Source organism: Streptococcus sp. k-378 (assembly GCF_013277505.1).
GTDB lineage: Bacteria > Bacillota > Bacilli > Lactobacillales > Streptococcaceae > Streptococcus > Streptococcus pseudopneumoniae.
In genome coordinates, this window is sequence record NZ_VMNC01000117.1 from 1 (window position 1) to 11,822 (window position 11,822).

At 39.3% G+C, this 11,822-nt stretch carries 9 protein-coding genes and 2 pseudogenes; 3 read left to right on the forward strand and 8 right to left on the reverse strand.

The genetic code is table 11. The annotated features are described in order from the left end of the window. The 3 genes and pseudogenes from HT719_RS10005 to HT719_RS11765 all read right to left on the reverse strand — a co-directional run. Nucleotides 1-187: pseudogene (locus HT719_RS10005) on the reverse strand (cell surface protein); the annotation flags it as partial. Beyond that, nucleotides 145-1,132, reverse strand: a pseudogene (locus HT719_RS11760) (MucBP domain-containing protein); the annotation flags it as partial. The pseudogenes HT719_RS11760 and HT719_RS10005, both read right to left, overlap by 43 nt. Nucleotides 1,133-2,330: 1,198 nt before the next feature. After that, the gene (locus tag HT719_RS11765) at nt 2,331-3,242 is read right to left on the reverse strand and encodes a YSIRK-type signal peptide-containing protein (protein WP_240156571.1); all 912 of its coding nucleotides are present in this window, start codon (nt 3,240-3,242) and stop codon (nt 2,331-2,333) included. A 290-nt stretch (nt 3,243-3,532) separates the two neighbouring features. Between HT719_RS11765 and HT719_RS10020 the strand changes: the two genes are divergently transcribed. Together HT719_RS10020 and HT719_RS10025 are read left to right on the forward strand one after the other, a co-directional pair. Further along, nucleotides 3,533-5,248, forward strand: a complete 1,716-nt coding sequence (locus HT719_RS10020) for a phospho-sugar mutase (protein ID WP_172929098.1) — start codon at nt 3,533-3,535, stop codon at nt 5,246-5,248. Between the two features lie 110 nt (nt 5,249-5,358). After that, on the forward strand, nt 5,359-5,706 hold the full coding sequence (locus HT719_RS10025; RefSeq protein ID WP_100104434.1) for a thioredoxin: 348 nt from the start codon (nt 5,359-5,361) through the stop codon (nt 5,704-5,706). Nucleotides 5,707-5,982: 276 nt separating this feature from the next. Here HT719_RS10025 and HT719_RS10030 read toward each other — a convergent pair whose 3' ends face one another. From HT719_RS10030 to HT719_RS10050, 5 genes are all read right to left on the reverse strand, one after another. Further along, entirely contained in the window at nt 5,983-6,819 is an 837-nt protein-coding gene (locus HT719_RS10030; protein WP_000759192.1) for an amino acid ABC transporter substrate-binding protein, read from the reverse strand. A gap of 12 nt (nt 6,820-6,831) precedes the next feature. Next, a complete protein-coding gene (locus tag HT719_RS10035) occupies nt 6,832-7,461 on the reverse strand; it encodes an amino acid ABC transporter ATP-binding protein (RefSeq protein ID WP_100128003.1) in 630 nt (209 codons plus the stop codon). 9 nt (nt 7,462-7,470) lie between these two features. Continuing rightward, on the reverse strand, nt 7,471-8,112 hold the full coding sequence (locus tag HT719_RS10040; RefSeq protein ID WP_000120830.1) for an amino acid ABC transporter permease: 642 nt from the start codon (nt 8,110-8,112) through the stop codon (nt 7,471-7,473). Nucleotides 8,113-8,257: 145 nt separating this feature from the next. Next, nucleotides 8,258-9,487, reverse strand: coding sequence for a tetratricopeptide repeat protein (locus HT719_RS10045; RefSeq protein WP_023941003.1), 1,230 nt, complete (start codon nt 9,485-9,487; stop codon nt 8,258-8,260). Next, nucleotides 9,477-10,643 carry an AI-2E family transporter gene (locus HT719_RS10050; RefSeq protein ID WP_000435457.1) on the reverse strand — a complete coding sequence of 389 codons (1,167 nt, stop codon included), beginning with the start codon at nt 10,641-10,643 and terminating at the stop codon, nt 9,477-9,479. The genes HT719_RS10045 and HT719_RS10050 overlap by 11 nt, the downstream gene beginning before the upstream one ends. A 143-nt stretch (nt 10,644-10,786) precedes the next feature. Between HT719_RS10050 and HT719_RS10055 the strand changes: the two genes are divergently transcribed. Beyond that, on the forward strand, nt 10,787-11,800 hold the full coding sequence (locus HT719_RS10055) for a lactonase family protein (RefSeq protein WP_000665636.1): 1,014 nt from the start codon (nt 10,787-10,789) through the stop codon (nt 11,798-11,800). Nucleotides 11,801-11,822 lie beyond the last annotated feature (22 nt).

Here is an 11,822-nt window from a genome sequence, read left to right on the forward strand (position 1 = left end):
CCCATGTACCTGTTGACCATTCACCGTAGGTTACAACTCCTGTGACCTTGTTCTCAATTTTTGTACGGCTTAAGGTTACAGGTTGAACAACATCTTCTTTGACATTTTGGTTCGTAACTTTATCAACGTAATGAATGGTACGCGTTATAGTCTTCGTCTCAGTAGAGGTTGCTGTTTTGGGAACCACTGTTTCTTCAACATTCTCACGGTAGTAGTAGTTAACGGTTGCACCGTCTTCTGGTACAGTTCCTGTGGCATTTGCAGGAGTTGCTACCAAGGTGTATGTTGTTTTCCTTGTGATAACTCGGTCTTCTTTGTCCTCAGTTGTTGTTTTCCCTTCAATAGTTTTTGCTTCTGTAGTATACTGAGAACCTATCGCTAAATCAGCTTTTACAACAGACTCTGCCAACTTCTCTTGGGTGCCTTCTTTGTAGTAATTGGCTGTTACTGTAGCAGTGGTTGGCGCTTCGCTCTCTCTATAAACTAAGGTCACTGTTCTACCTTCTCTTACAATATCTCCAGTTAAACTTGCAGAAGCTATATCTTCTTTTTCAAAAGTATAATATTTTCCGTCAGTAGTAGTCATGCTACTGAGTTTTTTATCTGTGACATCATAACTCGTACCAATCAGTTGTTTTTTATTGGTAATGTAGGTTCCGTCACTTTCTTTTTCTCCAATTCCAGTATCATTTTTCAATGATAACAAATTCCCTTGTTCATCAACATAGCGAACTTTCACATTTCCTGAGATTAGTTCTGCCAATTCTGAGGTTTTCTTCTTTTTCTTGATTTCTTCGGTTATTTTATCTTTCTCTTCTGGTGGAATATTTAGTTTTGGAATGATTTTTTCAACAACAGTTCGTGATGGTTCCACAGTATCTTGGATGACTGAAAAATCAGCTAGGATCGGTAAGTTATATTGAAGTCTTGGACTTTGCTTATTAACCCCAACGCGTTTTTCGTTTTCAGCAAACACTTGTATCTTGTAGGCTACAACGTCTTTACCTAATGGAATATCTCCTGTTGAGAAGTATCCACCTTTACCTAGTTTGTCATTATCTCCGCCAATTTCCGCATGAATTTTTTTTGATAATTCATCATCAGAAATCACCTCTGAACGTTCAATGTTTTCTTTTTCAACAAAATAGGCAGTGAATTTTGAAAGACCATCTTTTTCCTTCGCAGCAAGTTCATTAGTACGATATTTGTTATAGTCAGCGTCCGTCATCTCATTTATTGGAGGTTTTACAGTTGCTTCCATGAGTGAGCCAAGGATTTTTGCTTCTTTACTTCCGTTTCTTGCTTCCAGGTAAGTGTAGGCGTTTGTGGATCCAATGGCTGATTTTAAGGCTGAGATTTCTTTGTTTAGTTTAGTTATTTCAGTTTCATCTGTAGCAGTTTTTAAATCTGCTTCTTTAGTTGCTAGTCTATCATTTAACTCTTTACGATGTTTGGATACTTTTTCTGGATCTGTTTGGAGTTCTAATTGGTCTGTATCTGCATGATAGATAATTTTTTTCGCAGTTGGTAATACAAAATCCAATAATTTATAGACACGATCTGGCTCTCTATCTTTTCGTTGTCCCTCTGAATTTAGTTCACCGATGTCCGCCCATATTGGGGAGTTTTTTTGCACCTCGTTATCCGTTATTTTCTTTAATACGGCTCGGAGTTTATTAGCTACAGTTGCATAATTAGCTTTAAAATTAAGCTCTTCTTTAAACTTATTTTTTAGCTTTCCTGTACCTTCTTGCAATTTTTCCTTATCTATCGGTAGCTCAACTATTGTATCTCCATTTTTAGCGAGTTCTTGTTTTGCTTCCTCTTTTAAAGGTCCTAGTTTCTTAATATCTACTTTTCTTTCACCCGGATATTTTTTATTGTATTTAGCATGTGCAAGAGTATTGACTTTTTTATTGTATTCATCTGCCAATAATTTTTTAATTACTCTATTAAACTCTTTTAAATCCACACCTTGGCTATAGCGTTCTTCATTCTCTACTACTCCGTCAATTCGGTTAATAGTATGGTCATAGATAGTTTCTTCACTTTCATCCTTTTTAATAGCTCTAACAACAATACGATAGGTCCCTTTTGACCCTTCATAGTCTGAGATATACCCTGTTACAAAGTCGATTTTCAAACGACTTCCATATTTGGTGGAAAAGGCAGTAAAGGTTTTTTCTATTCCATTGAATCCAACTAAGTTTGGTGAATGTTGGAGAGTATCTTCCCTATCTTTTACAGGTAAGCTAGCAAGATTGTCCTTATTTCCTGTTCTATTCGCTGTATTTATATCAAATGTAGTGCCATCTTGTGCTTCATCATTTTTATTGGCGAGGAGTACGTCCTTTGACAAGCATTAACATATATTTGAAGCGACGGTCTAATGCTTGCTCGTGAAGGTAGATTCGGTCAAGAGCATCAGAACCAAGCATTCCACCTTCTTGACGATGTCCATCTTTGTCAGTGTACCAACCAGTGAAATACCCTTGAGCATTTTTCTTACCGATGGCGAACGTTCCACCGCTTATAGCTTTCCAACCACCAAACTCGTTAATTTCACGAATTTCACCATCTTGTAGTTTCTCGCCATCTTCATCTTTAACGACTTTCCCGTCTTTAAATCTCAGTGCATCCCCGAGAGTGTTCATATTTCTCAAGTATGAACGCTCGTTATTTTGGAAGTCGTCTGGCATGTTTTTTACAATATCCCATAATTGTTCGAGAGTCAGATTTTCCTTAGAATCATCAAATTTCAGGTTGGCATTCTTATCATCCCCACCCTTTTCTCCATCTTTAGGCACAATGACCCCAGGCTGGTGTTCTTTTACTGCGTCACCCTTACGATTGGCATCCAGTAAAGCTGGATCAGTATCTGCTGGGTCTGTAGCTCCATTCGATGAATCACTTGCCTCCTCATCAGCTAATTCTCTTTTACTACGAGTACGAGGTTTCGTACTTTCTGGAGTTACTAGCGGATTGTCAGCTACGGGAGCATTATAGGTGTTTGCTGCTGCATCAGTATGACTGAGGTCAGTCTTGTTTTCTGGCTCTCCAATTCCAGACTGTCCTGGATCTGTCGGGTTTGCTGTCCTCTCAGCTTCCCTCGCTGACTCCACGCCCTCAGCATGAGCAATCCCAGCTCCCATCAAAAGATAGAGCGCCCCAATGACAACACTAGCTGCACCGACACTCACTTTTCGAATACTGTATTTTAATTGTTTTTCTGGACTATTCATGACTACTTCCATATATATATATCAAAAGATATATATTATAACAGATCTTATATAATAATCCTCATTTTAAATTATACAACGAATAAGGTTTAATTTCAATTTTTTAGAGACTACAAATAGGATAAACTTGACTTGTCATTTCGGTTTGTAATTAACACACTTAAATCAAAATTATGAATAGTACAGTCTTCTTCGCTCATTGACTAAAAACTTATGCTACCGTTTTACTAAAATGCTAAAAAGTGCTATAATGTGAACGGTTAAAACAATTTACAAAAAGGAGAATTTTAATGTCTTACCAAGAAAATTACCAGAAATGGGTTGATTTTGCGGAGCTTCCTGACTATCTTCGTCAAGATTTGGAAAATATGGACGAAAAAACAAAGGAAGATGCCTTCTATACAAATCTTGAATTTGGTACTGCAGGTATGCGTGGCTTGATTGGTGCTGGTACAAACCGCATCAACATCTACGTTGTTCGTCAAGCTACTGAAGGATTGGCTCGTTTGATTGAGTCAAAAGGTGGAAACGAGAAAGAACGCGGTGTAGCAATCGCCTACGATAGCCGTCACTTCTCACCTGAGTTTGCCTTTGAATCTGCGGCAGTTCTTGCTAAACATGGTATCAAATCTTATGTATTTGAAAGCCTTCGTCCAACTCCAGAACTATCATTTGCAGTTCGTCACCTCAACTGTTTCGCAGGTATCATGATCACAGCCAGCCACAACCCTGCTCCATTTAACGGATACAAGGTTTACGGTGAAGACGGTGGACAAATGCCTCCACATGACGCGGACGCTTTGACTACTTATATCCGTGCAATCGAAAATCCATTTGCAGTTGAAGTTGCTGATGTGGAAACTGAAAAAGCTTCTGGCTTGATTGAAGTTATCGGCGAAGCTGTTGACGTAGAATACCTTAAAGAGGTTAAGGACGTAAACATCAACCCAGCCTTGATTGAAGAATTTGGTAAAGACATGAAGATTGTCTACACACCACTTCATGGTACTGGTGAAATGTTGGCTCGTCGTGCTCTTGCCCAAGCAGGATTTGACTCTGTTCAAGTTGTTGAAGCGCAAGCAACTGCTGACCCAGACTTCTCAACTGTAAAATCTCCAAACCCAGAAAGCCAAGCAGCCTTTGCCCTTGCTGAAGAACTTGGTCGTCAAGTTGGTGCAGATGTTCTTGTCGCAACTGACCCAGACGCTGACCGTGTTGGTGTTGAAGTTCTTCAAAAAGATGGTAGCTACCTCAACCTTTCAGGTAACCAAATCGGTGCTATCATGGCTAAATACATCTTGGAAGCTCATAAAAATGCTGGAACTCTTCCTGAAAATGCAGCCCTTTGCAAATCTATCGTATCAACTGACTTGGTAACGAAGATTGCTGAAAGCTACGGCGCAACCATGTTCAACGTTTTGACAGGTTTCAAATTTATCGCTGAAAAAATCCAAGAATTCGAAGAAAAACACAATCACACTTACATGATGGGATTTGAAGAAAGCTTCGGTTACTTGATTAAACCATTTGTACGTGATAAAGACGCTATCCAAGCCGTTCTTGTCGTTGCTGAACTTGCTGCCTACTACCGTTCACGCGGTTTGACACTTGCTGATGGTATCGAAGAAATCTACAAAGAGTACGGCTACTATGCAGAAAAGACAATCTCTGTTACCCTTTCAGGTGTTGATGGTGCTGAACAAATTAAAGCGATTATGGCTAAATTCCGTAACAATGCTCCAAAAGAATGGAACACAACAGCTATCACTGTCGTAGAAGACTTCAAAGCTCAAACAGCTACTGCTGACGGTACTGTTACAAACTTGACAACTCCTCCAAGCGATGTGTTGAAATACACACTTGCTGACGGTTCATGGATTGCTGTTCGCCCTTCAGGTACAGAACCAAAAATCAAGTTCTACATTGCAGTTGTAGGGGAAACAAACGAAGAATCACAAGCTAAAATTGCGAACATCGAAGCAGAAATCAATGCTTTTGTAAAATAAAATCCTATAAAAGATGAGACCATCCAACCTCATCTTTTTTCGTATCAAATCTAAGCAATTTTAGAAACTTTATGGCATACTAGACTTATCAATGAAAGCGAGGTAATCTCATGGAACAATTTTTAGATAACATCAAAGACCTTGAAGTCACTACAGTTGTGCGTGCGCAAGAAGCTCTTGATAAAAAAGAAACTGCAACCTTCTTTATCGGTCGCAAAACTTGCCCTTACTGCCGTAAATTTGCAGGTACATTGTCAGGTGTCGTAGCTGAAACCAAAGCTCACATTTACTTCATCAATAGTGAAGAACCAAGCCAACTCAATGAGTTGCAAGCATTCCGCTCACGCTATGGAATCCCAACTGTACCAGGTTTTATTCATATTACAGATGGACAAATCAACGTCCGTTGCGACTCTTCAATGTCAGCACAAGAAATCAAGGACTTTGCTGGATTGTAAAAAATCAGCTAACAAGTCTTAAAATCACAAAAACGCATAATGTAAGGTGCAAAAACCTTAATATTATGCGTTTTATTGTTCCTAAAACAGTTACATCAGCATTTCATTACAGAACATTTTAATTTTGGAAGTCAAATCAATTTTTAACAATGTTTTAGAAATCACAGTGGGCTATTCCATATTCAATTATCCAGATTCAATCGCTATTATCGTTTTCCTAGATTACAAAAAACTACGTTTTGCTAATCAAAACGTAGTCTCAGCCACTATTTTATCTTACTGTCCTTCTTTTACTTCTTTGGTTGCTACATCTTCTCCAAACCATTTTTGGCTGATTTCTTGGAACTTGCCGTCCTTGTAAAGACTAGAAAAAGCTTCATTTATCTTCTTAACCAAGGTTGTATCTTCCTTACGGGCTCCAACCGCAAAAGCTTCTGTTTCTAGTCCAACTGTAAAGACATTATAATCGTTTAAAACACCTTCTGCTTCTAAATAATAGTTTGCATAGACACGGTCAATCAATAGACCATCAATTCGATCGTTTTTCAAATCAATCAAGGCTTCATTAAAGGTTTGGTATTGATTCGCTTCCTTATTAGCGACAATATTCTTCAAAAGTTCTGGATTTGCTTCAAAGTCCGCATAACCAGATGAACCAGCTTGAGCTCCTAATGTCTTTCCAGTCATATCCTTTGCAGTCGTGATACCAGATGATTTCTTCGTAACCAATACCTGCTCATTCTTCATATATGAGTTACTGAAAGCCACCTTTTCACGGCGTTCGTCTGTAGCGGAATAGCCATTCCAAATCAGATCAATCGTTCCTTTTGTCAATTCAGCTTCTTTCAAATCCCAATCAATCGGTTGCCAATTTACCGTGATTCCGTATTTTTCAAAAACAGCTGTAGCTAAATCAATATCAAATCCTGCATAAGAACCATCTTTCTGAGCAAATCCCATTGGAACAAAAGTACTATCAAATCCAATAGTAATAGACTTGTTAGACTGGTACTTTGACCAATTATCTCCACTAGTTTCGCTAGAATTTTTCCCACAAGCTACTAAGAACAAAGCAGTCATCAGACTGACTAATACAAGCATCCATTTTTTCATCCATTTTTCCTCCTATTTAGGTTCTACTTTCAATAATACATCTGCGATATTTTCAGCAAACTGCAAATCATGGGTAACCACAATCTGGGTCATCCCAAGTTCCCTATTTTGCAAGATTAGCTTCTCCACTTCCAAACGTAATTCTGGATCCAGGGCAGAAGTTGGTTCATCGTAGCCAATGATTTCTGGGTCAATCATCATAGCACGCGCCAAGGCCACCCGCTGCTTTTGCCCACCAGATAGCGAGAAAGAATAGGCATCTGCGTGTCCTGCTAGTCCTAACTGTTCCAAGAGACCACGCGCCTTCTTATCAGCCTCCTCCTGCTTCATCCCCATGGTCTTCACAGGCGATAAAGTCAAATTGTCCAGAACTGATAAATGAGGGAACAGTTGAAAATCTTGGAATACAAATCCCAGTAGATTGCGCTTCTGTAATTCATCCAGCTCTAAGGAATCTCCATTATAAAAGATTTGCCCTGAATCAATAGTTTCAAGACCTGCAAGCATACGTAAAAGAGTTGTCTTACCTCCACCAGAAGGTCCAACGATAGCCAGGATTTGCTTTTCAGGAATACTTAGACTGAAATTAGACAGGATTTGTTTGTCTCCAAATTTCTTATTGATATTTCGTAATTCTAACATGGCAGCCTCCTATCTATAATAACTATACTTCTTCTCAACTTTTTTGGAAATAATTGTCACAATCCCAATCAAAATCAAGTAAATGGCTCCTGCCAAGAACATAGGAACCAGACTAGCATCACGGTTGGCAGCTGTTCGACTAGCCAAGATAAGATCAGAAATTCCTAGAGCATAGACCAAAGAAGTATCCTTGACCAAACTCATAACTTCATTAAAGACACTAGGAAGAACAATCTTGGTCACTTGGGGCAAGATAATATAGCGCACTCTGTCAAAAGGGCTAAACTTTAAGACCTTGGCAGCCTCATACTGTCCTCTTGGAATAGTGTCAATTCCCCCACGGAAAATTTCTGCAAAGTAAGCCGCATAATTCAAAACAAAGGCAATAATAGCTGCAGGAAGGCGGTCTAAACGAATCCCAATACTTGGGAGCACATAATAAATAAAAATCAGTTGCAAGAGTAAGGGAGTTCCTCGCATAACCCAGATGTAAATGTTAATCAGATAATGGAGGGGCTTCCAATGGACTTGCAAGGCAAAGGCAATCAAAACGCCCAAAGGAATCGAAAATAGCAAGACCAGTGCAAAGACCTGTACAGTCGTGCTCGCACCATTCAGTAAACTCGGTAATATCTCAAATAAATAAGACATACTGCACCTCCTAAAAGTAATTGTTCCTATTATAGCATGAATAAACAAAATAACCAACCATTTTTGCAAAAAAATTCTATCATATACAAATAAAAACCGTAGCTATCAAAATAGATAAACTACAGTTCTATATGTTTAAACATTCTTACAATCTCTCAAACAGTTCTTGCATTTGCACATCATCTGGAACCAGTTTTAAGTAAGCTTGTGCATTGACTTTTGCTTCCTCAAAGTAGCCCAATTCACGCAAGAGATAGATATAGTGTTCCAAAAACTCTGGATTGTCCTTTAAATCTCCTGCCAACTCTTGGTAATGCTCATAGGCAGTATCCAAATCGTCCATTTCTTGATAGGAACGAGCAATCATCCACTTGGTCAAGAGATTTTCTGGCTCATCGCTCTGCAAGTCTAGAATATCCTCATAACGCTCCTGCTCCAGATAAATAGTGGCTAAACGAAGCAAGATTTCTTCTGTATCCTCAGCGTCTTCTTTAGCTGTTAGGAGATAATTTTCTGCCCCACTTGCATCATGCAATTCATAAGAGAATTGCGAAGCAGCTAGCAAGAGGCGAGTTTCAAAGGGATTTTTCTCCAAGCCTTGCTTAGCGATACGCAGGGCTTCTTGAACTTGATGTTCCTTATGTAAGGCCTGGCTATAACCATATTCATAGCCTTCAAAGTCAGGAGAAATGGTATCAAGCTGCTTAAAGTAAAGGGTGGCTTTTTGGTATTCTTCTTGATCAAAGTAAAGGCTGGCCAACTCAAAAGCTGTTAGGTCATCGTATTCTAACTCCAGGGCTTTTTCTAAAAACTCAGTAGCCGTTTCAAATTTCCCTAACTGGGCATAGGCAAAACCAATTCGTTGATAGGTGGAAATGCCCGTTTGCTCATAAATAGTACGATTATCTAACTGGGCATAGCCTTGAATGGCCTCTTGGTAATTTTCCAACTCACTATCCAACTCTGCCAAACCCAATATCAAGAGAGGATCCTCTGAGTAGGTCAAAGCCTCCAGCAATTTCTCACGCGCCACATCTGTCAAACCTTCCATCTGGTAAAGATCTGCCTTCAAAGCCAAAGCCGAAACATACCAGTCACTGTCAGCTTGGATTTCCTCAAGATAAGCAAAGGCTTCTTCGATTTGACCATCCTCGCTAGCAATTGCAGCTAGATTAAGATGAAGCTCTGGGAAATCCTCTACAATTTTCAGGTAAATCTCCTTTGCCTGAGGATAAAAACCAATTCCTTCAAGATAAGTTGCCAACTCATACAGAAGGTCACTTGGATCATTTTCTAAAGCTTTGACGAAATAGTGCTCAGCCTTGGCTAAATCTTGCTCCTCCAAAGCCTGTAACATCTGTTGACTATTGTTCACTTTTGACTTCCTCGCCCTCTAATTCATATAGACCACTGACTGCCTTATACCATTCGAAAATGGCTGAAATGACAACCTTAGCAGAGGCATAAACTGGAATACCAAGTAAAACTCCCCAGATACCAAACATAGATCCTGAAGTTAACAAAACAAAGAGAACATTAATGGGATGGATGTTTAATTGACTTCCCAAAATCAATGGAGAGACAAAACGGCCTTCAATAGTTTGTTCTACGATAAAGACAATCACTACTTTCAAAAGCATGACTGGCCCAGCAATCAAGCCCAAAACTAGGGCAGGAAGCATGGCTAGGAAGCTACCAAGATAAGGAACCAGATTTAAAATACCAGCAGTAACACCAAGCGTAACCGCATAACGTAGACCGATAATCTTAAAGAAGATAATAAACATTACTGCTACAATAATAGCCACTGTTACTTGCCCTCGAACATAGTTGGACAACTGTTGATTCACATCTGATAAAACTTGTCCAACAGGTTCCTTCAATTTTCTTGGCATAAATTGGGTCAAATAGTTACGCAAGCCTTTCCCATCACGCAAGAGATAAAAGAGCATGAACGGAACGATAATCAAGGCAACAATCACTTGAGAAGCCCCACTAATAAAGGCACTCACCCAGTTGACTGCCCGAGATGAAACCTTGCTCGCCCAAACTGTAGCCTGGCTAGAAAAATTGGTCAAAACTTGCTCTAATTGAGGTCTGAAATCATCTGGCAGGTGCTGGGCTACCAATCCATTAACAATCCTATCTATATCTTCTAAGTAAACAGGAACGTTTCTTGCAAATGTCAAAACCTGACGTTGCAGATTTGGAATGGCGACTGCCAAGCCCCAAATGATAAAGAGAGCGATGATAACAAAGACAATAGTGATAGCTATAACACGATTAACCTTATGCTTCTCCATCCAATCAACAATAGGATTCAACAAATAATATAACAAACCAGACAAAATGACTGGCAACATCACAACTGCTAAAAAGTCTAAAACAGGTGAAAATAGAAAACTAATCTTACTTAAAATAAAAAGATTGAGTCCCAATAATAAGGTTACTAAAAATACCGTAATGGCCTTGTTATCTAAAAACCACTTAAAAAACCAAGATAGGCTAAAATGTTTCTCTTTTTGCTCCATAAATACTTCCTTTCTATCGTTCTCTCATTATACCATTTTTAAATCAAAATAACTCTTTTTTAAAGTGCTTACATCTAATTGGATGTCTTTAATTGGCTTGTTTTTGTGATATAATAGTCTTATCTTTATATAGAGGTAACGTTATGAAAGAAACTGTTTATTTTGGAACTTATACACGTCGTACTTCCCAAGGGATTTACAAGGCTGACTTTGATACAGAAACTGGTCAGCTTTCAAATCTAGAACTTTTTACAGCTGAGCCAAGTCCAACCTACCTTGCCTTTGACCAGCACCAACACCTATACACTGTTGGTAGTCAAGACGATAAGGGAGGGATTGCAGCCTATCAAACTGACGGGGCTTTATTAAATCACGTCGTTGAAAAAGGAGCTCCCCACTGTTATGTTGCCGTTGATGAAAAGCGTAATTTGGTCTATGCAGCCAACTACCACAAGGGACAGGTCCTTGTTTATAAACGTCAGAAGGATGGGAGTCTTCTACTTAGTGATATGGATCAACACAGTGGCCAAGGTCCACATGAAAATCAAGCTTCCCCCCATGTTCACTATACAGATTTAACACCTGACCACTATCTAGTGACCTGCGACTTGGGTACTGACCAAGTTATCACTTATGACCTTGATCAAGAAGGGAAATTATCTAAACTCTATACCTACAATAGCCAGCCAGGAGCGGGCTCACGTCATATCGTTTTCCATAACCACTATAAAATCGCTTATCTGATTTGTGAACTCAATAGCACTATCGAGGTTCTAATCTACGATGGCGTTGGCGAATTTGAACGTATGCAAGTGATTTCAACTCTACCAGACGGTTATGAAGGCTTTAATGGAACCGCTGCTATTCGTCTCTCTACAGACGGTAAATACCTCTACGCTTCTAACCGTGGTCATGATTCTATCGCAGTATATACCATCCTTGCGGACGGTAGCTTAGAGTTATTAGAAATCGTTCCAACACATGGTCAGACTCCACGTGATTTTGATTTGACACCTGACCAAAAATTTCTCATTGCTGTCCACCAAGACTCTGACAATGCAACTGTCTTTAAACGTAATTGTGACAATGGTCGTCTAGCAGAACTCTCCAACGACTTCCATGTTCCCGAAGCAGTCTGCATCCGTTTTGCTCCTTAATACTCTTCAAAAATCTCTTCAA

Bases quoted from the DNA above. Each gene is read 5' to 3' on its own strand.
- HT719_RS10055 (WP_000665636.1), top strand. From the start codon at position 10,787: ATGAAAGAAACTGTTTATTTTGGAACTTATACACGTCGTACTTCCCAA.
- HT719_RS10050 (WP_000435457.1), bottom strand. From the start codon at position 10,643: ATGGAGCAAAAAGAGAAACATTTTAGCCTATCTTGGTTTTTTAAGTGG.
- HT719_RS10035 (WP_100128003.1), bottom strand. From the start codon at position 7,461: ATGTTAGAATTACGAAATATCAATAAGAAATTTGGAGACAAACAAATC.
- HT719_RS11765 (WP_240156571.1), bottom strand. From the start codon at position 3,242: ATGAATAGTCCAGAAAAACAATTAAAATACAGTATTCGAAAAGTGAGT.
- HT719_RS10040 (WP_000120830.1), bottom strand. From the start codon at position 8,112: ATGTCTTATTTATTTGAGATATTACCGAGTTTACTGAATGGTGCGAGC.
- HT719_RS10020 (WP_172929098.1), top strand. From the start codon at position 3,533: ATGTCTTACCAAGAAAATTACCAGAAATGGGTTGATTTTGCGGAGCTT.
- HT719_RS10025 (WP_100104434.1), top strand. From the start codon at position 5,359: ATGGAACAATTTTTAGATAACATCAAAGACCTTGAAGTCACTACAGTT.
- HT719_RS10030 (WP_000759192.1), bottom strand. From the start codon at position 6,819: ATGAAAAAATGGATGCTTGTATTAGTCAGTCTGATGACTGCTTTGTTC.